This window comes from Collinsella sp. AM28-11LB, from assembly GCF_003469895.1.
Classification (GTDB): domain Bacteria; phylum Actinomycetota; class Coriobacteriia; order Coriobacteriales; family Coriobacteriaceae; genus Collinsella.
In genome coordinates, this window is sequence record NZ_QSKJ01000003.1 from 1 (window position 1) to 20,853 (window position 20,853).

General features: G+C 62.1%; 22 protein-coding genes. 11 read left to right on the forward strand and 11 right to left on the reverse strand.

What is annotated here, in order from left to right; genetic code table 11:
• Window positions 1-167: 167 nt before the first annotated feature.
• The 6 genes from DW732_RS02840 (at window position 168) to DW732_RS09845 (ending at window position 5,680) form a co-directional block, all read left to right on the forward strand.
• The gene (locus DW732_RS02840; RefSeq protein ID WP_118098632.1) at window positions 168-2,495 is read left to right on the forward strand and encodes a fibronectin type III domain-containing protein; all 2,328 of its coding nucleotides are present in this window, start codon (window positions 168-170) and stop codon (window positions 2,493-2,495) included.
• Window positions 2,488-4,086, forward strand: a complete 1,599-nt coding sequence (locus tag DW732_RS02845; protein ID WP_118098634.1) for a hypothetical protein — start codon at window positions 2,488-2,490, stop codon at window positions 4,084-4,086. Before DW732_RS02840 ends, DW732_RS02845 begins: the two co-directional genes overlap by 8 nt.
• Entirely contained in the window at window positions 4,083-4,316 is a 234-nt protein-coding gene (locus DW732_RS02850) for a hypothetical protein (protein ID WP_118098636.1), read from the forward strand. The genes DW732_RS02845 and DW732_RS02850 overlap by 4 nt, the downstream gene beginning before the upstream one ends.
• A 29-nt stretch (window positions 4,317-4,345) precedes the next feature.
• Complete coding sequence (locus DW732_RS02855; protein WP_118098638.1) at window positions 4,346-4,972, forward strand: hypothetical protein; 627 nt, start codon at window positions 4,346-4,348, stop codon at window positions 4,970-4,972.
• 12 nt (window positions 4,973-4,984) lie between these two features.
• Window positions 4,985-5,401 (forward strand): pyocin knob domain-containing protein, encoded by a 417-nt coding sequence (locus DW732_RS02860; protein WP_118098640.1) that lies wholly within the window; start codon window positions 4,985-4,987, stop codon window positions 5,399-5,401.
• A 108-nt stretch (window positions 5,402-5,509) separates the two neighbouring features.
• Window positions 5,510-5,680 carry a hypothetical protein gene (locus DW732_RS09845; RefSeq protein ID WP_158567327.1) on the forward strand — a complete coding sequence of 57 codons (171 nt, stop codon included), beginning with the start codon at window positions 5,510-5,512 and terminating at the stop codon, window positions 5,678-5,680.
• Window positions 5,681-5,888: 208 nt separating this feature from the next.
• On the opposite strand, the gene DW732_RS09775 is transcribed toward DW732_RS09845, so the two are convergent.
• Entirely contained in the window at window positions 5,889-6,053 is a 165-nt protein-coding gene (locus tag DW732_RS09775; RefSeq protein ID WP_158567328.1) for a hypothetical protein, read from the reverse strand.
• Between the two features lie 229 nt (window positions 6,054-6,282).
• On the opposite strand from DW732_RS09775, the gene DW732_RS09850 reads away from it, so the two are divergent.
• A complete protein-coding gene (locus tag DW732_RS09850; protein WP_158567329.1) occupies window positions 6,283-6,570 on the forward strand; it encodes a hypothetical protein in 288 nt (95 codons plus the stop codon).
• Between the two features lie 243 nt (window positions 6,571-6,813).
• Here DW732_RS09850 and DW732_RS02875 read toward each other — a convergent pair whose 3' ends face one another.
• Entirely contained in the window at window positions 6,814-7,689 is an 876-nt protein-coding gene (locus tag DW732_RS02875) for a site-specific integrase (protein WP_158567330.1), read from the reverse strand.
• A 128-nt stretch (window positions 7,690-7,817) separates the two neighbouring features.
• On the opposite strand from DW732_RS02875, the gene DW732_RS02880 reads away from it, so the two are divergent.
• Genes DW732_RS02880 through DW732_RS02890 form a run of 3 tightly spaced genes read left to right on the forward strand, consistent with a single transcriptional unit; the run spans window position 7,818 to window position 9,524 of the window.
• Entirely contained in the window at window positions 7,818-8,171 is a 354-nt protein-coding gene (locus DW732_RS02880) for a hypothetical protein (protein ID WP_118098647.1), read from the forward strand.
• Window positions 8,168-8,398, forward strand: coding sequence for a hypothetical protein (locus DW732_RS02885; RefSeq protein ID WP_118098649.1), 231 nt, complete (start codon window positions 8,168-8,170; stop codon window positions 8,396-8,398). The genes DW732_RS02880 and DW732_RS02885 overlap by 4 nt, the downstream gene beginning before the upstream one ends.
• Window positions 8,385-9,524, forward strand: a complete 1,140-nt coding sequence (locus DW732_RS02890; protein WP_118098650.1) for an N-acetylmuramoyl-L-alanine amidase family protein — start codon at window positions 8,385-8,387, stop codon at window positions 9,522-9,524. The genes DW732_RS02885 and DW732_RS02890 overlap by 14 nt, the downstream gene beginning before the upstream one ends.
• 570 nt (window positions 9,525-10,094) lie before the next feature.
• On the opposite strand, the gene DW732_RS02895 is transcribed toward DW732_RS02890, so the two are convergent.
• From DW732_RS02895 to DW732_RS02910, 4 genes are all read right to left on the reverse strand, one after another.
• Window positions 10,095-10,469, reverse strand: a complete 375-nt coding sequence (locus tag DW732_RS02895) for a BRO family protein (RefSeq protein ID WP_199569722.1) — start codon at window positions 10,467-10,469, stop codon at window positions 10,095-10,097.
• A gap of 161 nt (window positions 10,470-10,630) precedes the next feature.
• Window positions 10,631-12,157 carry an FAD-dependent oxidoreductase gene (locus DW732_RS02900; RefSeq protein WP_118098652.1) on the reverse strand — a complete coding sequence of 509 codons (1,527 nt, stop codon included), beginning with the start codon at window positions 12,155-12,157 and terminating at the stop codon, window positions 10,631-10,633.
• A gap of 296 nt (window positions 12,158-12,453) precedes the next feature.
• Entirely contained in the window at window positions 12,454-13,458 is a 1,005-nt protein-coding gene (locus DW732_RS02905; protein WP_117640944.1) for a GGGtGRT protein, read from the reverse strand.
• An 18-nt stretch (window positions 13,459-13,476) separates the two neighbouring features.
• A complete protein-coding gene (locus DW732_RS02910; RefSeq protein ID WP_006235554.1) occupies window positions 13,477-14,211 on the reverse strand; it encodes an iron-sulfur cluster assembly scaffold protein in 735 nt (244 codons plus the stop codon).
• A gap of 403 nt (window positions 14,212-14,614) precedes the next feature.
• Here DW732_RS02910 and DW732_RS02915 point away from each other — a divergent pair, with 403 nt between their 5' ends.
• On the forward strand, window positions 14,615-15,415 hold the full coding sequence (locus DW732_RS02915) for a transposase (RefSeq protein ID WP_158567331.1): 801 nt from the start codon (window positions 14,615-14,617) through the stop codon (window positions 15,413-15,415).
• A gap of 65 nt (window positions 15,416-15,480) precedes the next feature.
• Here DW732_RS02915 and sufU read toward each other — a convergent pair whose 3' ends face one another.
• The 5 genes from sufU to sufC are packed head-to-tail and all read right to left on the reverse strand — an operon-like array spanning window position 15,481 to window position 20,726.
• Window positions 15,481-15,915, reverse strand: a complete 435-nt coding sequence (sufU, locus tag DW732_RS02920; protein ID WP_118098656.1) for a Fe-S cluster assembly sulfur transfer protein SufU — start codon at window positions 15,913-15,915, stop codon at window positions 15,481-15,483.
• Window positions 15,908-17,233, reverse strand: a complete 1,326-nt coding sequence (locus tag DW732_RS02925) for an aminotransferase class V-fold PLP-dependent enzyme (RefSeq protein ID WP_199569723.1) — start codon at window positions 17,231-17,233, stop codon at window positions 15,908-15,910. The genes sufU and DW732_RS02925 overlap by 8 nt, the downstream gene beginning before the upstream one ends.
• Window positions 17,230-18,501: a SufD family Fe-S cluster assembly protein gene (locus DW732_RS02930; protein WP_118098657.1), complete on the reverse strand. Its 1,272-nt coding sequence runs from the start codon at window positions 18,499-18,501 to the stop codon at window positions 17,230-17,232. Before DW732_RS02930 ends, DW732_RS02925 begins: the two co-directional genes overlap by 4 nt.
• Complete coding sequence (sufB, locus tag DW732_RS02935; protein WP_022094821.1) at window positions 18,501-19,913, reverse strand: Fe-S cluster assembly protein SufB; 1,413 nt, start codon at window positions 19,911-19,913, stop codon at window positions 18,501-18,503. The genes DW732_RS02930 and sufB overlap by 1 nt, the downstream gene beginning before the upstream one ends.
• A gap of 12 nt (window positions 19,914-19,925) precedes the next feature.
• Window positions 19,926-20,726, reverse strand: coding sequence for a Fe-S cluster assembly ATPase SufC (gene sufC, locus DW732_RS02940; protein WP_006235561.1), 801 nt, complete (start codon window positions 20,724-20,726; stop codon window positions 19,926-19,928).
• Between the last annotated feature and the right edge of the window lie 127 nt (window positions 20,727-20,853).

A 20,853-nucleotide genomic window follows, 5' to 3' on the forward strand; every position in this document is an offset into this window, starting at 1 on the left:
CGCTCGGCGCGGCCGCCCCCGCCGGGCTCGGCATCGTCGAGCGAGGAGACACCTACTACATCAGCATCGACGGCTCCCTCCTCGAGGTCGACGAGCGCATCGCCCGCGCCCTCAAGGAGTTCGTCGCCGAGGTCAAGCGCTCGTCCAGGTCAAGGAGGGGGTAGGGCATGGCTTACGCAGAGACAAAGCGAAACGGCGTAAAGTACTACGGGGTCTCCCTTTCGACCTGGGTCGAGAACATCAGCGACTCGACCGCGCGCATCCACTGGAGCGCCTCAGTCGACTTCGGCCCGTGGAACATGTGGGGCGTCCGCCTCCATGTGTCGGTGGGCGGCGTGGAGCGCGCCAGCGGCGCGGGCGTGACGGTCCAGAACTACAAGCAGGCGGTCAAACTGAGCGGCTACACAGACGCCGCGCGTAATGATGACGACTACAGCGTCTGGTGCTCCGCCTGGACGTCCAGCGAGACTGTCAACGGGTACGGCGGAGTCACTGCGACTACCTCGTGCGGTGAGAACGCCGGTATCCCCAAGGTCCCCGCCTACAAGCCAGACGCGCCGACCGACCTCATCGTCACGGAGTCGACCGATGGGACGACAGCCCTCGAGTGGGTCAACCACCCGGACGACGGCGCGCGCAAGTACTACGACGGCATCAACGTCTACCGCCATACGGATGACGGGCCGACCGAGAACCCCTATAACCAGGCGACGATCTCCAACTGGCGCGACATGACGACGAGCGCCAACCACTTCTACGACTACGACGTCAGGGCGCGCTGGCGCGGCGGCACCTCCGAAATGTCGAACAAGGTCCGAATCTTCAAGACCCCCGCGCCCCCGGCATCCGTCTCGCTCGCGCGATCCGGCGACGGCGAGGTCTCGCTGGTCGTGCGGGGCCCCGACATCCCGTGGTGGATAAGCGGCTTCAAGGTCCGCGCGACCTCGGACGGCGGGAAGACCTACATCTCCCGCAGCCTCGCCGCCGACAAGCAGGAGCCGGGCGTCTGGTCCATGACCGACCCGGCCGCCGTGGCCGGAGAGAGGGTCGTATACGAGGTCTGCACCTACCGCGACAAGCCCGTGGCGGGCGCCGGAGACACCATCTGCTCGGCGTGGACGGCGTCCAACGCCGTGGCTACGATCTGCCCGCCGTACGCGCCGTCCGTCTCCGGGGTCGAACCCGCCTACCCGACAGGGTCCACGGCGCGCGTCTCCTGGACGCGAAACCACCCCGACGGGACGGCCCAGATCGCGGCGCAGATAGAGTTGGTCGGTCCGGACGGCAAGACCGTCCCGCATGACATCGCCGGCGCCGCGTCGACGACGTCGCTGAGCCTGCCCGCGAAGGGCTCCTACCGCCTGCGCATTCGCACGAAGGGCGTCGACCCGTCATGGGGCGCGTGGAGCTCGTATGCGTCGTTCACGGTGGCTGACCCGCCGCAGGCCTTCTTCACCGCGCCGGCGCAGGACGGCGACACGGTCGTCGAGCTCCCTCTGCCCATCGCGTGGGATGTCGCCGACGAGACCGGGGTCGCGTCCCAGCGCCTCAAGATGACGTCCCCGTCGGGCACGGTGCTGGACGTCAACGTGGGCGCGTCCGCGCGCTCGCACTCCGTGCAGACGGGGTTGAGCAACAAGACGACATATACCCTCGAGCTGACCGTCCGCGGCGGCTCGGGACTCTCGGCGAGCTTCACCAGGACCGTATCGACCGACTGGCTCGTCCCCGCCACCCCGATCGTCGGGATCGACTACTCGGACGACTACGCCGCGACCGTCACCGTGCGCGACGGCGTCTCGGAGTACGCGGTCAGCGGCCACAAGCTCCGCGGACCCATGTCGAGAACGGGACGCGGAACCATCAGGCTCAACGGGGGAGCCTCGGTCAAGGGGACGAAGCTCCTGCTTCACAGCCTTCCGCCGTGCCAGTCCTTCGACCTCATGCGCGTCCTGCCGGACGGCTCGCGCAGGACGCTCGCGACGGGCCTCAAGCAGGGGCAGAGCGTCATCGACCGGCTGCCGCCGCTCAACATGCCGTTCACCTACATCGCTGTCGGGCACGCCGCGAGCGGCACGGTATCCACGACCGAGGTCGTGACATCGTGCCGCTGCCGCGGCTACGCCTTCAACTTCGACGCGGGCGCGACCTCGGTCGTCGCCGGCACCGTCGGGGCGGGCGGGCCGCCGGGATACTCGCGCGGGTACGACCACGGGGTCACCCAGTTCCACTTCTTCGGCTCCGCGGGCGGGCTGCCGATGGGCTTCTCGTCCAACAAGCTGGATGTCTCGGAGAGCTGGGATTTCGCCGTGCCTGCGGGCGAGATCGGACGCGTAGCGGAGCTGCTCCGCGACTATTCCCACTGCTGGGCGCGCACACACGACGGCGACCGCGCCTTCGTGCAGCTGACGCCGACCATCACGCGGTCGTCTCCAGACTGGTACAAGGTGAGCCTCGCGACCAAGCGCGAGGTCTGGAGGGAGCCCAATGCCTAGGGACAGCTTCTGGCTCGAGCCCTTCTCGGCCGAGTACCGCTTCGTGCGGGTCGACCTCGCGACGGGGCTGGAGGGCACCGAGCTCGCCAACATAACCGGCGGAAGCGTGGAACGCAACCAGGACACCGCGATCTTCGAGCAGGGGAGCGTCGACTACGTCGGAACTCTCGACATGGGGACCGACCTCCTGCGCGTGTACCTCGAGGCCTCGTCCCCTTGGACGGGCGAGAGCCGCACCGAGGCGCTGGGGACCTTCTACGTCTCGACGCCGAAGGTGAGCGCCGACGGCGCCGTCACCACCGGCAGCGCCGATATCTACGGCAGACTCAGGGCGCTCGCCCAGGACGACTTCGACGGACCGTACGTCATCCCCGCCGGAACCAACATGGTCGACGCCGCCAAAAAGATCGCCGAGGGCTGCGGCCTCGAAGTCGTCGCGGACGAGAGCGACGCCGCGCTCACGTCGACGTGGGTGCTCGGCATCTCGACGACATCGTCCGACGATGACCGCACGGACTCCAAGCTGGCCGCCGTCAACCGCCTGCTCGAGGCCGCCGGCTTCCTCGCGGCGCACACCGACCCGTACGGCCGCGTGCTGTTCCGCCGCTATGTGGAGCCGGACCAGAGGCCGATCTCCTTCGACTACGTCGAGGGCCCCGACTGCCGCATGACGCTCAAGCTCGACCGCGAGCACGACACCTTCGGCGTGGCCAACGTCATCCACGTCGACTACTCGTCCCAGGACATCTCGGTGCGCGGCACGGCGGTCGATGACGACCCGGACAGCCTGTACTCCACCGTGAGCACGGGGCGCCGCGAGACCGCCCGCTACGACCTGTCCGACCTGCCCACGAGTGTCACGGAGGATTCCAACATCCTCTCTGGCGCCGCGGGGATGCAGGTCGGCTCGGGGACCAAGGAGAGCGGGACCTACCGGCAGAGCGACAGTCACGGCTCCATCTCCACCGTGTACGTGCCGGACTCCCCGCAGACTGCCGTTTTCTTCGGCCTCAAGGTCGCGAGCGACGGCGGGCGCATCGGCTTCTGCCAGGACAGGGTCGGGTCGCTCAAAGAGGGCGTACCGGTCACACAGAGCCTGTGGATCAAGGGAACGAAGGGCGCCCGCGTGAGCCTGCAGGCTTGGTGGGTGCCGTCCCTGTCGGCCGGCCCGCCCCTGCACTACGCGACGCTCACGGGCGAGTGGCAGCGACTCGTCGCCACCGAGACTCCCGCGGACAACTACAGCGACGTCTCGGCGGGCTACGTGTACCTCGAGGCGGGTGGCGAGGCCGTGGTGGTCGCCGACAAGGTCGAGGAGGGTGCCGTGGCGACGCCCTGGCCGCAGGACGCCATCCAGGAGGCGGCGGACGCAAAGGCCGCGACCCTGCTCAACGACAGCAGGTCCGTCATCCAGAGGGTGAACTGCACCTGCATATACGACCAGGTGTCGGTCTACGACGCAGGTAACCTTCGACTGCCGGCGGCGGGCCTCGATGTCGACCATGCCTGCATCAGGACGCAGGCGATTAGTTTCAAGGATGGGTGCCCGATGAATATCGAGGCCCGCAAGTTCGAGAGGAGCGCCGCATGAGCATGGCTTCCGACCTGCTTGAGTCCATCTCGCCGCCGGACAGGCCCACGGCCCAGATCGCCTACGGCTACGTCACGGCGGTGTCGGGCGGCACGCTCTCGGTGCTCGTTCGCGGCGGCGTGGCCGAGGGGGTCCACATGACGACGTCATGTGCGGCCGCCAAGGTCGGGCAGAGGGTCGTCCTCATCGGGTCGCCGCCCGTGTGGACGGCGATCGGGGTACTCGCATAGGAACGTTATCGAGAAAGGAGCTCCCGCCAATGTCTGACAGCACGGGGGACGCGACGTACGAGATCAAGGTGGCCGACGGCGGCTATATCGACGGCCTCACCGTCACCGGGGACGACGGAACGTCCGCCGACTACACCTTCCGCTATGAGAACGAGGCCGAGCTCGAGGCGAGCCGAATCGCCGCCCATGCGGCCGCCGAGTCCGCGAACGCCGCCAAGGCCGCCATCGAGGCCAACGAGAAGGCGCGCGAGGATGCCGAGGAGACGCGCGCCGCGAAAGAGGCGCAGAGGCAGTCGGGCTTCTCGGCATCAAAGAAGGCGTGCGACGAGCAGACGGCGCTCGCGAAATCGGCGACCGACCAGGCGCGCCAGTCCAAGGCCGCCGCCGACGAGGCCGCCGCGCGCGCCAACGCCGCCGCAGCGGCGGCGAAGCCGTACTACATCCAGCAGGCGGAGCCCGAGCGCGCGAAGCGCGTCGACGGGATGCTCTGGGTGAAGGTCAACGAGTCGAAGAAGTCGGTCGACGCGCTTGCGCGATGGGACGCCGGCAAGACGGGCAACGCGATCTTCCCCGGCGAGCAGACCGTCCCGGGAAACAGGACCGTGGTCGACATCCCCGGCGCATGGACGCTTTTCGACGACCACAGAATCGCTTAGAGAGGAAAGAACATGGCAGGTATCTTCAGCTACGCCAAGACGCTTTGGCAGGACGGCGTCACGGCGATCACCGCCGCGCGACTCAACCACATCGAGCAGGGAATCTCCGATGCCGCGGACAGCATCAAGACCCTCGGGGATTCCGTATCCCGTGCGCCCCTGACGTTCGGTGGATACATCGGAACAGCTGACGTAGATTGGGACAACATAAAAACGCAAGTAGCGATAGTGAATTACGGAAACACCATACCGAGTGACGTGCACGCGCCCGATGGTGCTTACGGCTACGGTTTTCTCTTCTCAGCGATCGTCAACAATGGAATCGGTTATCAAATATACGTTCCGTCAAACGGGGAAACCTTTTACGTTCGTTTTACTTGGGGAAGTTCATGGATCAAATGGAAAAAGTTTTCCTGCGACCAGACATAGTTTTCCGTATGCCAGAGGGAATTCATTGCAAAAGCCGATGAATCAAGCAACGCCACGTTTACCGTATCTGGGTGGGACGATGGACTTTACTACATAATCGGCGCGTCCATGTTTTCCGAAACGGCGGCGTTTTCCGATGCGATGATTCGTGTCTTAGAGGGAAATCCATATGTGCAGTCACTGCACGGCAACGTCTCACTTAGCGGCGATACGATTACCGTGCAAGGCGATGGTTGGTATACGTATGTCGTCAAGTTTTTGATTACAAACCTGAAATAGTTTTCCGTATCCCAAAGGCTCGGGAATATACAGGAGGCGAGTTATTCTGCCAGGGCTTGGTTCGTCATCGGGAAAGGCGAAGATGATGCGGACAGACGAGGGTTGTGCTGGTCGGATAATGAGCTATTCATCATGCGTGGAGGAAAGTATGTTGCAAAAGTGACGCTGACGCCGATGAACGCATCGTCCGACCAGGCAGACCCTGAACTCAGTTGAGCTCGCCGTTTGGCATCGAGGGGTCGCTTGAGACGGTTAGTACGTTGATGCGCCACACGAACTTATTCTCGTCGGACGAATATAGGCCGATGGATGCGGTCGAAGCGATGAGGATATATCTCCCCATCGAAGATTCGACCTCAAGCTGCACAGGCATCGAGGACGATGGATTGGCGTTCGCCACCGCGTCCACAAGACCGGCTCCCATCCTCGTCTTCCGGGATACGGAATGCTACTTGGCGATTTTCCAGACGATTATGGAATCGGTGAAGTTCCAAAGCTGAATGCCGTCGCTGAGTACTGAGAAACCGTACATTTTCCCATCGCTTGCGGTGAACCTAATCTGCATCACGTTATCGTTGTCGACACTTGAAATGACTGAGGTAATGATGTTTCCCGAAAATGGGGATACGGAAAACTATACCGTCAAGAACACCCACGTCTGTTGCGCGGTGTACGTAAAGTCAACGGTCATGTCGGAAACAGTGCACGTCATGCCATCAGGCAACTGCGAGGTTGAAATGACGTTGCTGCTTGAACGCCAGATGAAGAACATCTGGGTTGGCGTTTCCGCGCCTACGGAGCATAGGCAGACTACTACGGACTTGTCGGCCATATCGACAGAAGCCTTGTCACAGTACCAGATAGTTTTCTTCTGGCATACGGAAAACTAGCAGACGTATTTCTGCACTACGAATGTCACTTCGCTGCGGTAAGACACGGTGACATTTCTGCCGTCATTGGAGACAGTCACACCGTCCGGTAGAGCCGTACTGCTTGGTTTTGCCGAACTGAACCAAACCATGAATGGGCCTTTCAGCGGAGTATCAACAGCTCCGATCGCTACGATTGCGAACGTCTTTGCCGTCTCAAGATTGAAAGATACTGACGTGCCCCACCATTCCAGGGATACGGAATCACCGTTCCATGGCTGTTGCGTACATGTCGCTGGCTCGGGCTACTACTGTTCGGAATGACTGCAAGTAGTGCGACATCGCTGTATTGACGGTCGTGTGGCCTAGGGCGACGGCGATATCTTCGATCGCCGCGCCGCTCTCCAGCGATATCGTTGCCCAGCTGTGCCTCAGGCACGTCATGGGGACGTGGGGGAGTTCGTGCCGTTTGCAATATGAGGCGAACCTCCTGGCCACGGTGTTCGGATCCAGCTGGCAAAGCCTGCCGGACCTGCGCGCGCCCCTGATGGCGCGGAGTCTCTCGAGGGCAAAGCGCGGCAGCTTGAGTCGCCTGTCTGACAGCTTGGTTTTGCACCCGGTCTCGATGACCTCGCCCTTTACGACATGCAGCCCGCGCCGGACGTGAACCCAGCCGCTCCTCCAATCGATATCCTCGATGCGGACGGCACACGCCTCGCAGCGCCGCAGGCCGAGCGTGGCGCCCAAGAGCACCGCCGGCTCGAAAGGCTGCCCGACGATCGCCTTAAGGGTCGTTCGCTCCTGTTCGGCCGTCAACGTAGGGCGGCGCGCGGTTGGTTTCTGCGGCAGCTCCACACCCTGGGTCACATCCCAAATCCTGAGCTGATGACGCCTCAGTATCCAGCGGTAGATCTGGCGGAACGTTTTGTACGCCTTTTCCGCCGCGCCTGCATGGTCGAACTCATCGATCCATTCCTGGACCTGCTCGAAAGTAATCGAATCTATCTCGCGATCGCCCCATTGGGAGATGAGGTGGCAGCGTATCGCGCTCTCGTAACCCTCGAGGGTGGTGGCGCGCAAGCGCTTTCGCTTGTCGGCCATGTACTCGGCGGCGGCATCTTTGAACAGCATTTCGATCATCCAATCTCCTAAAAATCCCAGACGCATTGCATGGTACGCCGTGCCGAAGCGTCTGGGATTTTCAGGGGATTCGACAAGGCTCGTAGCCCTGAAATCAGCGGCAAATAGCGGAAGAAAGGAGGGTAAGCGTGGCATCACTGGCGCAGATCGTCGTGACTGCCGCCGTTTCGTGTCTGGTGTCGTCACTGGTCGCGGCGGGCGTCGCGACCGTCAAGGCCCAGGGCCGAAAGGCGTCGGAGCGGGCAGAGCACGAGCGCGAGGCCAGCGAGGCGCTTAAGGCAGGGATGCGGGCGCTTCTGTGGGCCGAGCTACAGCGCATCCACGAGCGCGCGATGGCACAGGGCGGATTGACCGTCGAGGAGCGCCGGCATCTCGAGAGTGTGTATGCCGCCTACCACGGGCTAGGTGGTAACGGCACCGGTACGCGTCTCTATGAGGACGCGATGAGGCAGCCCGTATTGGATCAAGGGAGGAATAAATGACCAAAGACGAGATCGTTCGCAAGCTGACCAGCAGAAAGTTCTGGCTGTGCACTGCGGCATTCCTCGGGTCCGTCGCGGCGAGCGTTGCCGGACTTGCGACTGACAACCAGGCGGTCGTGGCCATCGGCACCGTTTGCGGGGTCGCGAGCGCTGCCATCTACGCCGCGGCCGAGCAGGCCGTGGACGCCGCGCGACTCAAGGTGGGAGGCGAGCATGACGGAGACTAACGCCGAGCCCAAGCGCAAGCTGCCGCTCCGTAGCGCATTCGCCGTCGTCCTCGCGCTCGTCGCGGCTCTCGCCGCCCCGTGCGGAGCCGAGGCTTACCAGAATGTTGATAGCTACGTCAGCAATGGACATGGATGGCTCAATGCGAGTTATCTTGTAATTCACGAGACCGCTAACCCGGGCGCCAGCGCCCGCAACCACGTGAGCTACTGGAGCGGCAATGACACCTATGCTGTGCATCATGTTATGGAGCTCGACGGCAGCGTAGTGTACAACACGGTCGCGGAGAATCGATTGTGCTGGCACGTCGGTTACGGAAACCCGTACACGATCGGCATCGAGCTAGCACACGCCACCAACGCGACAGATTTTGCAAACCAGTGGGCCGAGGCTGTGAAATGGACCGGTGACGAGCTTCGAGCGCACGGCTGGGACACGTCGCGCCTGCTTTCCCACTACGAGGCGGCTCAGCGCTGGGGTGGATCTGACCATACCGACCCGAATGGGTATTTCCAGGCCTACGGCAAGTCGTGGTGGGAGTTCAAACAGGCGGTCGCATCTTATTTGGGCAGCGGTTATGTCGCGCCCATCGCACCGACCAACGGCAACGGCGGCACGTACGCCCCGGCGACGTCCGCCAGCCGCACCAAGTTCCCCAAGTCTACCGGCGCGTCCGTCAACATCCACTATGCGTTGCACAATCGCGGCGGCGGCTGGAACGAAGTCGTGACCAACTTCGACGACAGCACCAGCGAGGGCTTCGCCGGCGTACCCTATGGATCGCACGACATGCTCATCGCCTGGGTGGATTCTGGCACCCTCATGTACCGTGTCCACACCAAGGAGAGCGGCTGGCTCGATTACGTCCAGACCGCCAATTACGGTGATTCCGTCAATGGTATGGCGGGCTTGTGGGGGCAGACAATCGACGGTGTGAAGATGTACTACATCACAACATCCGGTGAGTATAAGCAGGTCTACTACCGCAGCCAGGATGTCGCTCACCCTGATTACCATGATGAGGTCTGCGATGACGGCACTACGTACGGTGGAGATGACTACGCTGGCATCTATGGCCATGCTCTCGATCGCCTGCAATGTTACGTCTCGAACGGAACGCGTCGATGATCGCGCTGGCGTTCGTCTTCGGGGCATTGTTCGGCGGCGTTGTCACGACCGTCGCATTCTGCATCGTGAGCGTTAACCAATCATAGACAGCATAAACCCCTTCCCGGTGTTGCCGGGAAGGGGTTTATGCATAGCCATATATCCGTTAATAACCGTTCTCCAATGCAGTTTCAGTGCATACGGAGCTAGAGAGAACATCGGTACCTGCGTCTTTGCAGATGCGGCACGCGTCAAAACGTCACGTTCAAGACTCTTAATCCCAAGGTCCAGGGTTCGACCCCCTGACGGCCCACCCAAAGTAAGTTAAGACGGTCAACGAAAGTTGGCCGTCTTTTTTATTAACCTCGCATGGGGTCGAGCCCGTCGGGGCGCGAAGCTGAGGAAATGCATGAGCATTTACCAGCGCAGCGCGCAAGGCGCAAAGCGCCGCAGCGGCCGCCTGCGCAGCAGGCTGACCCCCTGACGGCCCACCAAAGTACGTTAAGACGCTCAACTTCGGTTGGCCGTCTTTTCTATTAACCTCGCACGGGGTCGAACCCGAAAGGACACAGCCCCTTTCACAGATCGAGTCTACCCTGGGGATCGGTAAAACCGGCGCGTCTGCATGTCGAAGTACGCCTGTGCGAGCGCGACTTCCGGCTTGTTTGGGTCTCCGTTTTGGGCGATTAAATAGCATGCGTAGCGCGTTAACTTATAGTCTTTGACTGCTTTTTGTCCTATTCCTGTAGGTACTATTTTGCTGGTTTCAACAAAATAGGAAGCAACAGGCATTTCATTGACTTCACACGATGCCATTGCCCTCTTAATTGCAGTTTCAAAATTGCGCCATTGGGCGTATTCGAGGGGTTCCATTAAATCGCGTGCGAGCCAATACTCAACGCCGTTTTCCACATTGGCGTAGCTATCAAGTTCGACACGCCACTTCTCGATATCTCTACCATCCATATCTCCTCCTCGCTGGTCTATTGTCTATGCGGGGCTTAGCCGCTCCGTATTCAGAATAAGGATATGCTGCCGTGCGGACACGAATGGGCCCCGTGACACTTTGAGCTCACGGGGTCTATAGATATCGATTAGCTGTGCTCTGTTTTAGATGGGTGTTCGACTTAGTCCGCTCGATAATGGGAACCGAGACTTTCGGTTCGGTTGCGTATGGCTTTGACTATTTCTTTTGCTAGCTGAATCTGCGATTCTAGGCGGGCAAGGGCTGCGACTTGGCTGTCATGAGCGTTTCGCATGCTCAGAGTCATTGCTTCCGTCTCCAGGCTCTCAATCTCCTGCAGTGCTGTGGAGAGGCCCGTCTCGGTGCGGTTGATCATGCAATAGGTACTCATCGTGTGCTTAAGGCTGCGTGTCAGGTGTTCGGCGTCTGTTGTGGCAATGCCGTACTGGGGGAGGGCGATATCCGCCTTAGGGGCCTCCTCAAGTGCATTCTGTGCTGCTTGGGCTGCCGATGCGCCCGCGATCCGCCCAAACACGATGCCGTTGGCGCTTGACAGGCCACCAATGCGATCGGCGCCGTGCATGCCGCCTGTTGCCTCGCCACAGGCGTAGAGGCCCTCAACGCCCGTGTACGCGGTTTTGTCGATCCTGATGCCGCCGTTGGCGGCGTGGGCATACATCGCCACGCGCATCTCGTCGCTCGGCGCGATACCGTGCTCGTCTTGTAGCCAGGTGGCAAAGGTCTGTACAAACTCGGGGACGTCCTCGCGGGGGAAGTCGTAGTGGAGCGCCAAGCCCTCTGCACCTGCCTGATCTATGACGAGGTCGATGGCGCGGGAGGCTAAGCGCGAGGTGAAAGGGCCATATCCGGAGCGCTGCTCAAGCAGACCGTCCAGCTTGCCGTCGGCAATATCGACCGGCTGGTCTACATGTACGTAACGCCAGGTCTTCTCGTTAAAGACAAGGTTGCGCTTAGGTTCAATGAAGCCGGGCATCATCTGCATGAACTCTATATTAGTAAGGGACGCACCGTGCGCCAGCGCGATTCCCTGTGATGAGCTGAGCACGTCGGCGGAAGTGAGGCTGCGTTCGAATAGGCCGCCCGTGCCGCCCGCAGCGATGATAATGGCCTTGGCTGCGATAGGCACGAGATGCTCGCTTGCGCGGTCGTAGAGTACGGCGCCGGTAATCTTCCCGGCTGTGTCCTCAACAAGGTCGATAAGCTCATAGCGGGGGAGCAGGCGAATGCCGAGCGACTCGATCCGGGCCGTACACGCGTCCTCAAGGGGCTTGCGGGTGAGGCCGCGCCACATGCGCGTCTTGTGGTCAAAGCAGGGGATAAACTGCTTTTGCTGAGCGCTCTCAGCGCTTTGCGGACGCTGGAGCTCAACGCCTAGGTCTTGCTCGAGCCATTCAATTGCCTGGGGAATGCCGTGGACGAACGTCTGGACGAGCGTAGGGTCGGCGACGCCGCCACCAACGGTCTGGATGGAGTTGATGAGGTCCTGTTCGTCGTCTTCGTCGACGGGGCCAATAAGACCAAGGCCCCAGGTGCCCGGGAAGAAGCTCGATCCGCTCATGGTCTTGCCGGCGCTTGCGACGGCAACGGTCGCGCCCGCGCTCGCCGCTTCGATAGCGGCACAAAGGCCCGCAATGCCAGATCCAATTACCAGTACATCAGTCGATTCCATCGGATTCCTTTCTCGTCCGGCGCATTGTCGCATGGGTGATCGGCAATGGGGCCGCAAAGACTCGGCAAATCGGTAAAGGGCAAATATGGCAGGTGGGCGTCATGGGCGCGTGATGGTTCCGTCTCGCTGCAACTCATATTCCCCTCCAGCTGATATATCGGTAGTAGATGGTCTTGCGACGGGGTAGCTAAAATAGCCCCGTCCCAAATTAGCTACCCCTCTGGAAGAAAAAAGAGCCGCTACCCGGGTGGGTAGCGGCTCTAAAGCTCAACTATATGAGCATCGCGCGGGCGCGATTAGGCCTTGAGGGCCTCCTCGACGGCGACAGCGCAGGCGACGGTGGCACCGACCATGGGGTTATTGCCCATGCCGATGAGACCCATCATGTCAACGTGCGCAGGCACGGAGGAAGAACCGGCGAACTGGGCGTCGGAGTGCATACGGCCCATGGTGTCGGTCATGCCGTAAGAGGCAGGGCCGGCGCCCATGTTGTCCGGGTGCAGGGTACGGCCAGTGCCGCCACCAGAAGCGACGGAGAAGTACTTCTTGCCAGCCTCGATGCGCTCCTTCTTGTAGGTGCCAGCGACGGGGTGCTGGAAGCGCGTGGGGTTGGTGGAGTTACCGGTGATCGAGATATCGACGTTCTCGTGCCACATGATGGCAACGCCCTCACGGACGTCGTCGGAGCCGTAGCAGTTAACGGCAGCGCGGGGACCATCGGAGTAGGGGATGGTCTCGACGACCTTGAGCTCGCCCGTGTAGTAGTCGAACTGGGTCTTCACATAGGTGAAGCCGTTGATGCGGGCGATGATCTGGGCGGCGTCCTTGCCCAGACCGTTCAGGATAACGCGCAGCGGCTTCTTACGAGCCTTGTTGGCGTTCAGAGCCAGGCCGATGGCGCCCTCAGCGGCAGCGAAGGACTCGTGGCCAGCCAGGAAGGCGAAGCACTCGGTGTCGTCGGAGAGCAGCATAGCGCCCAGGTTGCCGTGGCCCAGACCGACCTTACGGTCCTCGGCGACGGAGCCGGGAACGGTGAAGGCCTGGATGCCCTCGCCGATGATGGCGGCAGCCTCAGAAGCGGACTTGGCGCCACGCTTGACAGCGAGAGCGCAACCGAGGGTGTAGGCCCACTCGGCGTTCTGGAAGGCGATGGACTGGGTGTTGTTGACGATCTCACGCGGGTTGAAGCCCTTGTCGGTGCAGATCTGCAGAGCTTCCTCGAGGGAGGCGATGCCGTTGTCGGCGAGGCACTTGTTGATCTTGTCAGCGCGGCGCTCGTAACCTTCGAACGTAACAGTCATAGTTATTTCCCTCCCTTTCTACTCGTGAACCGGGAACACACTGGCGACGGAGTGAGTCTCCTCGTCGGTGCGCGGGTCGATGTACTTGGCAGCGTTTTCCCACTGACCATAGTGGCCCATAGCGCCAGCGATGGCCTCCTCGGGGGTCTTGCCGGCCTTGACGGCGTCGGTGAACTTGCCGAGGTTCAGGAACTCGAATGCGATGATCTCGTTCTTGTCGTTGAGAGCCATGCGGGTGACGTAGCCCTGAGCGAGCTCGAGGTAACGAGCGCCCTTGGCCTTGGTGCCGAACATGGTGCCGACCTGAGAGCGAAGGCCCTTGCCGAGGTCGTCGAGGGAGGCGCCCACGGGCAGGCCGCCCTCGGAGAACGCGGTCTGGCTGCGGCCGTAAACGATCTGCAGGAAGATCTCGCGCATAGCAACGTTGATGGCGTCGCAGACGAGGTCGGTGTTGAGGGCCTCGAGGATGGTCTTACCGGGAAGGATCTCGGAAGCCATGGCGGCAGAGTGGGTCATGCCCGAGCAGCCGATGGTCTCAACGAGGGCCTCCTCGATGATGCCGTCCTTGACGTTCAGCGTGAGCTTGCAAGCGCCCTGCTGAGGTGCGCACCAACCCACACCGTGCGTAAGACCGGAGATGTCGGAAATCTCCTTAGCCTGGACCCACTTGCCCTCCTCGGGGATGGGTGCGGGGCCGTGGTATGCACCCTTGGCAACGGGGCACATGTTCTCCACTTCCTGTGAGTACTGCATGCCTCTCCTCTCTATCGTGTTGGCGTCCCGTCTGGGGGTCGTGGCTGGCGATTGCCGGGCGACCCTTCGAAATGGACATGACATGCAGCCCCTATAATACCGCGAAATGCACGGAATATTCGGCGAACGGCTCAGTTTTCGTAGCGAGAAGTCCGGAAGTTTTAATTGAAACGGTTTAACTCTATGTTCTATGGTCGCGAACTTCCGTAGAGGGGGTTCGTCTTGGGCAAGCTTTTGGTCAGCTCTTGTATGCGTTGCGGGGGCTGACCTGTTGCAACGGTGCCGTTCGCCGCCTATTTACTGCCTTTGGCCGCGCGAGTGTATTGTTTTGCGTGGATGTTTTGATGGCACGCTTCAATCGTGTTGTATTGGATGGCAAGCAGATCCCGGCGAAGGGAGCGCCATGCAGCGCGTGTGGAGAACGGTTACCGGCTTTTACCATGTCTGTGCCCGCGGTACGGGCAAGCAGCTCATCTTTGAGGGCGACGAAGACCGGTGGGAGTTTTTGGAACTGATGCGCGACTGCTGCCGCGAGGCGGGCGTGACGGTTATCGCCTGGTGCCTTATGGGCAATCACGTGCATCTTGTGCTTGCAGATTACGAGGACGCGATGAGCGCGGCGATGCACCGGCTGCTTTTGACGTACGCGCGGCGGTTCAATAAACGCACGGGGCGAACGGGCCATCTGTTCCAGAACCGTTTTGACCGGCGCTCGCTCGATACCGACCGTCATCTAATGGCCGCGATTCGCTATGTTCATGCTAATCCGCAGGAGGCGGGTATCGCCCTGATCGAGCGCTATCCGTGGAGCAGCTTTGCCGAGTATCTGCGAGCGTATGACAACGATATGACGAGAGGATTTTCCGACCCTTCTTGTGTGCTCGAGCTCTTTGAGTCTGCCAAGGGGTTTCTTGATTATTCTCTGTCGACGCCCGATGGTTCCGATCCGGTGATTCACGATATAGATGAGACGGAGTGGGAGCGGCGTGCGTTTGCCGACAAGATGGCGAAGCGCCTGGGCGTGCCGCTCAACGAACTCAAGACCGTAGCACCGTCGCGTCGAGACGGAATCATTTTCGTCCTGCACGATGGCGGCTACACGGTGCGCGAGATTGAACGCTATACGGGAATCAGCAAGAGTACCGTCTCTCGTATCGTGCGCGCTTATGCTCGGGTGAAGGCTCAGGCTGAGGGCTCGGAATAGATAATGGCCGAACCGCTCTTGTCAAGCGATCCGGCCAACATAATTCTTAAGATTTGGGACAAATACTACTGATTATTTTGTCCCGTGAGCATGCCGTCGAGGGTGCGCCACGCGAGCTCGGCGCATTTGACGCGGGCAGGCATGTGCGAGATGTCCTGGAGCTGGGTGGCCTCGTCCAAGTCTTCCAGGTCCTCCTCGGAGAGCTGCTCGCCGCGAATCATGGCGAGGAAGAGCTCTGCCAGGCGGCGAGCTTCCTCAACGGTCTCGCCGGTGATGAGGTCGGCCATGATGTCGGCGCTGGCCTGACTGATGGCGCATCCGTGACCGGTAAACGAGGCCTCCTCGATCACGTCGTTCTCGACGCGCAGCTGCAAGGTGAGCTCGTCGCCGCAGCTGGGGTTGATGCCGTCGTGCTCGTGCGTGGGGGCGTCCATCTCGTACTTGTAGTCGGGGTGCGAGTTGTGCTCCATAAACGTGGTGGAGGTGTACAGATTACCCATTGAACGTGCTCCAAACGTGATGAAGGCCGGCGATGAACTTGTCGATGTCGGCCTTGTCGTTGTAGAAGGCCACGCTGGCGCGGCAGCAGGCAAGGTTCTCGACGCCCAGCCAGGTGAGCAGCGGCTGCGCGCAGTGGTGGCCGGCGCGGATGCAGACGCCGTCCATGTCCATGATGCTCGCGACATCGTGCGGGTGAATGCCGCGGACGTTAAAGCTCACGACGCCGTGGTGGTTGTCCCAATAGATGGAGCCGATAATCTGGACAAAGTCGAGCTGCATGAGTTCGCCCATCAGATAGTGGACGAGTGCCTGCTCGCGAGCCTGGATGTTCTCGTAACCCACGGTGTTGACCAGGTAGTCGAGGGCGGCGCCTGTGGCAAAGATGCCGGCGGCGTCCTGCGTACCTGCCTCGAACTTCTCGGGGACGGGCGCCCAGACGGCGTCCTGCTCGGTGACCGAATCGATCATCTCGCCGCCGGTGAGCATGGGCGGCATGGCGTTGAGCAGGTCCATCTTGCCCCACAGCACGCCGATGCCCATGGGGCCCATGGCCTTGTGCGCGCTAAAGGCAAAGAAATCGGCGCCCAGGTCGGCCACATCGACCGGCATGTGCGGCAGCGACTGCGCGCCGTCGACAACCAGATAGCCGCCGTACTTGTGCACGAGCTTGCCGAGGTTCTTGACCGGGTTCTCGACGCCCAGCACGTTAGAGACCTGACCCACGGCCAGGATCTTGGTCTTGGGACCCACCTTGGCAAGAACCTCCTCGGTGGTGAGCTGGCCGGTCTTGGTGGGGTAGAGGTAGACGAGCTTGGAGCCGGTCTCGCGGCAGACCTGCTGCCACGGAATCAGGTTGGAGTGGTGCTCCATGATAGTGATGACAACCTCGTCGCCCGGTTCGAGGACCGTGGGCGCAAAGCTCTTGGCGACCAGGTTGAGCGACTCGCTCGTGTTGCGGGTGAAGACGACCTCGTTGGCCTGAGCGGCGCCGATGAGGTCGGCGATCTGCTGGCGCACCTTTGCGATGGCGTCGGTGGCCTCGACGGAGAGCGAGTACAGGCCGCGCAGGGGGTTGGCGTTCATGCGCTGATAGAAGTCGCGTTCGGCGTCGAGCACACAGGCAGGGCGCTGCGCGGTGGCGGCGCTATCGAGGAAGGCGATCTCGGGGTGCTGCTGGAACAGCGGGAACTGGCCCTTGTAGGGGTTGGTCTCGATGTCCACAGTGGGCCAGCCGCGCGAAGCCTCGTCGCTGGCGTCGAGCTCCATGGGCTCGGGGGCAGTACAGGTGTCGCATTTAACGTGCTCGGTGTCGATCATGCGAGCTCCTCCTCAAAGTTGTCGATCAGGTTGTTGCCCAGGCGGACGACGGCGGCGCGGGTGCGCTCGTCGGTGGCGGAAAGCGCGGCGTCCTCCAGCTTGGCGCGGATGAACAGGTCCTCGGCGGCGTTTTGGTCGAGGCCGCGGCAGGCGAGGTAGAACAACTGCTCGTCGCGGACATGGCCGATGGTGGCGCCGTGGTTGCCGGCGACGTCGTCCTCGTCGCAGAGGATGACGGGAACGGTCTTGTTGTCGACGCCCTTGTTGGCCAAAAGCACCGTTTCGCGCTCGGCGCCGGTTGCACCCTTGCAGCCGTGCACGAGGTCGATGGTGCCGCGGTAGACCTTCTTGGACGTGCCGGTCAGCACGCCGTTGGCGTCGATCTCGCACTCGGTCTTGCGACCGCGGTGGCGCAGCTCGTAGTTAAAGTCGCGCACCTGATCGCGGGCGCCCAGGTAATCGGTATCGATGGTGACCTTGGCGGTATCGCCCAGCAGGTCGCCGGCAAGGCCGGTGGCGCTGGCGCCAGCACCCAGAACGGTGTGCTGCACGTTGACGCGCGCGCCCTCGTCCAGGAACAGGCCGGTGTCGTCGAGCGCGATCCAGCTATCGTCGAGCGTCTGCGTGCAGGCCACGTTGACGGTGGCGTACTCGTGGGCGCACACGCGTAGCACAGAACCCACGACGCCCTCGCCGGCAACGGGGGAGTCCAGGGCGATCTGCAGGTCGAGCGTCGACTGGGGACGGGCGACGACGTCGATGGCGGCGATGGCCGCGGCTGCATCGACACCGCTCACGCGCACGGTAACCGTGGCGTGCTTGTATGCGGGCACATCGATGACGACGCGCTTGGTGGCGTGGTCCGCCAGGTAGGTGTAGGCAGCCTCGCCCATGCCAGTCTCGAAGGCCTCAGCGGGGGAGAGCTCCTCCTCCAGCTTAATGGCACCGGCCTGGTAGACGGAGGTGGCGGGCACGTCGAGCTCGGTCTCGGGCGTGATGCGGGCGCGGTCGGCGGCATCACCCGGGGCGGAGGCGCGGCGCTCGGGGAAGCGCTCGGCCATGGCGTCCATGGCGGCGTCGAACGCGTCTGCCACGCCAGCAAACTGCTCGTCCAAGCCCTCTACCTCAACGGCCTCGGTGGGAGCGGCGGCAAGCTCGTCAGAGAGCTCGAGCTTGGTCTGGTTCATCTTCAACCAGCCCCAGGTTGCTGCGGGCATCGCGTTTACCTGCTCGAGCGTGGTAGCAGCGGTGTTGGTTTCCTGTTTCATTATCCGATCGCTCCTTCCATCTCGAGCTTGATCAGGTTGTTCATCTCGACGGCATACTCAAGCGGCAGCTCCTTGGAGACCGGGTTGGCAAAGCCGTTGACGATCATGGTGCGGGCCTCTTCCTCCGAGATGCCGCGGCTCATCAGGTAGAACACCTTATCGTCGCCGATACGGCCGATAGTGGCCTCGTGGCCGATGTCGACGTTCTTGGCGCGGATGTCCATGGCGGGGATGGTGTCGGAGCGGCTTTGGTCGTCGAGCATCAGCGACTGGCAGCTCACGGTTGCCTTGGAACCCTCGGCCTTGGGTGTGGCCACGATGGAGCTGCGGAACGTCTGGATGCCGCCGCTCTTGGAGATGCCCTTGGTCTCGACGGTCGCCGAGGTCTCGGGGGCGTTGAGCACGACCTTGCAGCCGGTGTCGAGGTTCTGCCCGGCGCCGGCAAAGGTGATGCCGGTAAAGCTCGAGCGGGCGCGGCGGCCGTTGAGCACGCTCATGGGGTAGAGGTAGCCCACGTGGCTGCCGAAAGAGCCGCTGATCCACTCGATGTCGCCGTCCTCGTCCACGCGCGCACGCTTGGTGTTGAGGTTGTACATATTCTTGGACCAGTTCTCGATGGTCGAGTAGCGCAGGTGCGCACGCTTGCCCACAAAGAGCTCGACGGCGCCGGCGTGGAGGTTGGCCACGTTGTACTTGGGCGCGGAGCAACCCTCGATAAAGTGTAGGTCGGCGTCGTCCTCGACGATGATGAGCGTGTGCTCAAACTGGCCGGCGCCCTTGGCGTTGAGGCGGAAGTAGCTCTGCAGCGGAAAGTCGAGCTTGGTGCCCTTGGGCACGTAGACAAACGAGCCGCCCGACCACACGGCGCCGTGCAGGGCCGCAAACTTGTGGTCGGTGGGCGGGATGAGCGTCATAAACTTCTCGTGGATGAGCGGCTCCCATTGCGGATCGTGCAGGGCCTCCTCGATGCCGGAGTAGACGATGCCCATCTTGGACGCGGTGTCCTGCATGTTGTGGTAGACGAGTTCGGAGTCGTACTGCGCGCCGACGCCTGCCAGGTAGCTGCGCTCGGCCTCGGGGATGCCCAGGCGCTCAAAGGTGTTCTTGATGTCGTCGGGCACCGACTCCCAGTCGTGCTTTTGGTCGGTGTTGGGCTTGACGTAGGTGACGATGTTGTCCATGTCCAGGCCCTCGATGGAGGGGCCCCACGTCGGGTCGGGAAAACGATTGAAAATCTCGAGGGACTTTAAGCGCAGGTCGAGCATCCACTGCGGCTCGTCCTTCTTGGCGCTGATCTCGCGCACGATGTCGGGCGTGATGCCGGCGTCGAGGCGCTCGAATCCCTCCTCGCCGTAGGTGAAGTCGTAGAGGCTGCGGTCGATGTCCGCGACCTCGGTGCGGTTCTTGGTCATTGCGTCGCCCCTTTACGCCTGCTGCTCGGCAGCGGCGGCCTCGGCCTGGGCGCGCTGCTCGGCGGCCTCGCGCTCGAAGGTTTCAAAGCCGTTCTTGTCGATCCAGGGGATGAGCGAGGCGTCGTCCTCGCGTACGATGTGGCCCTTGACCATAACGTGGACGCGGTCGACATCCAGGTGCTCCAGGATGCGCGTGTTGTGCGTGATGATGAGCATGGAGCCGTCACAGCTCTTGCGGTAGGCGTCCATGCCGTGGCTGACGGTGGACAGGGCGTCGACGTCCAGGCCCGAGTCGGTCTCGTCCAGGATGGCGAGCTTGGGCTGCAGCAGCAGGAGCTGGAGCATCTCGACCTTCTTCTTCTCGCCGCCCGAGAAGCCCACGCCCAGCTCGCGGTTGAGATAGGCGGTATCCATGTTGAGCTCGGCCGCGAGCTCCTTCACGCGGCGGCGGAACTCCTTGCCCTTCATCTCTAGGCCGGGGCGGCCGGCGATGCTGGCGCGCAGGAAGCTCGACAGCGGCACGCCAGGGATCTCGACCGGGGCCTGGAAGCTCAGGAACAGGCCGGCGCGCGAGCGCTTGTCGGTGGTGAGCTCGGTTATGTCCTGGCCGTCAAAGACGATACGGCCGTCGTTGACCGTGTAGACGGGGTCGCCCATGACCAGGTGGCCGAGGGTGGACTTGCCGGCGCCGTTGGGGCCCATCAGCACGTGGGTCTCGCCGGCGGCGACGTTGAGGTTGACGTTGTGGAGGATCGTCTTCTCGTCCACGGAGGCGGTCAGACCCTCGATAGAAAGCAGCGGATTTGCGCTCATGCTGTACCTCTCTGTGTATGGTGTACTCATAGGTGTACTAAACCCTAGGAATCTTCTCGGAATAAAGTTACTATGGGTTCGGAGTTAGTCAAGGGAAAACCCGACTAATCCACTCGACTTTTCAAAT

Excerpts from the sequence above, each read along its gene's own strand:
- DW732_RS02840 (WP_118098632.1), top strand. The coding sequence starts at position 168 with ATGGCTTACGCAGAGACAAAGCGAAACGGCGTAAAGTACTACGGGGTC.
- DW732_RS02845 (WP_118098634.1), top strand. The coding sequence starts at position 2,488 with ATGCCTAGGGACAGCTTCTGGCTCGAGCCCTTCTCGGCCGAGTACCGC.
- DW732_RS02850 (WP_118098636.1), top strand. The coding sequence starts at position 4,083 with ATGAGCATGGCTTCCGACCTGCTTGAGTCCATCTCGCCGCCGGACAGG.
- DW732_RS02855 (WP_118098638.1), top strand. The coding sequence starts at position 4,346 with ATGTCTGACAGCACGGGGGACGCGACGTACGAGATCAAGGTGGCCGAC.
- DW732_RS02860 (WP_118098640.1), top strand. The coding sequence starts at position 4,985 with ATGGCAGGTATCTTCAGCTACGCCAAGACGCTTTGGCAGGACGGCGTC.
- DW732_RS09845 (WP_158567327.1), top strand. The coding sequence starts at position 5,510 with ATGTTTTCCGAAACGGCGGCGTTTTCCGATGCGATGATTCGTGTCTTA.
- DW732_RS09775 (WP_158567328.1), bottom strand. The coding sequence starts at position 6,053 with ATGCCTGTGCAGCTTGAGGTCGAATCTTCGATGGGGAGATATATCCTC.
- DW732_RS09850 (WP_158567329.1), top strand. The coding sequence starts at position 6,283 with ATGATGTTTCCCGAAAATGGGGATACGGAAAACTATACCGTCAAGAAC.
- DW732_RS02875 (WP_158567330.1), bottom strand. The coding sequence starts at position 7,689 with ATGATCGAAATGCTGTTCAAAGATGCCGCCGCCGAGTACATGGCCGAC.
- DW732_RS02885 (WP_118098649.1), top strand. The coding sequence starts at position 8,168 with ATGACCAAAGACGAGATCGTTCGCAAGCTGACCAGCAGAAAGTTCTGG.
- DW732_RS02890 (WP_118098650.1), top strand. The coding sequence starts at position 8,385 with ATGACGGAGACTAACGCCGAGCCCAAGCGCAAGCTGCCGCTCCGTAGC.
- DW732_RS02895 (WP_199569722.1), bottom strand. The coding sequence starts at position 10,469 with ATGGATGGTAGAGATATCGAGAAGTGGCGTGTCGAACTTGATAGCTAC.
- DW732_RS02900 (WP_118098652.1), bottom strand. The coding sequence starts at position 12,157 with ATGGAATCGACTGATGTACTGGTAATTGGATCTGGCATTGCGGGCCTT.
- DW732_RS02905 (WP_117640944.1), bottom strand. The coding sequence starts at position 13,458 with ATGACTGTTACGTTCGAAGGTTACGAGCGCCGCGCTGACAAGATCAAC.
- DW732_RS02910 (WP_006235554.1), bottom strand. The coding sequence starts at position 14,211 with ATGCAGTACTCACAGGAAGTGGAGAACATGTGCCCCGTTGCCAAGGGT.
- DW732_RS02915 (WP_158567331.1), top strand. The coding sequence starts at position 14,615 with ATGCAGCGCGTGTGGAGAACGGTTACCGGCTTTTACCATGTCTGTGCC.
- sufU (WP_118098656.1), bottom strand. The coding sequence starts at position 15,915 with ATGGGTAATCTGTACACCTCCACCACGTTTATGGAGCACAACTCGCAC.
- DW732_RS02925 (WP_199569723.1), bottom strand. The coding sequence starts at position 17,233 with ATGATCGACACCGAGCACGTTAAATGCGACACCTGTACTGCCCCCGAG.
- DW732_RS02930 (WP_118098657.1), bottom strand. The coding sequence starts at position 18,501 with ATGAAACAGGAAACCAACACCGCTGCTACCACGCTCGAGCAGGTAAAC.
- sufB (WP_022094821.1), bottom strand. The coding sequence starts at position 19,913 with ATGACCAAGAACCGCACCGAGGTCGCGGACATCGACCGCAGCCTCTAC.
- sufC (WP_006235561.1), bottom strand. The coding sequence starts at position 20,726 with ATGAGCGCAAATCCGCTGCTTTCTATCGAGGGTCTGACCGCCTCCGTG.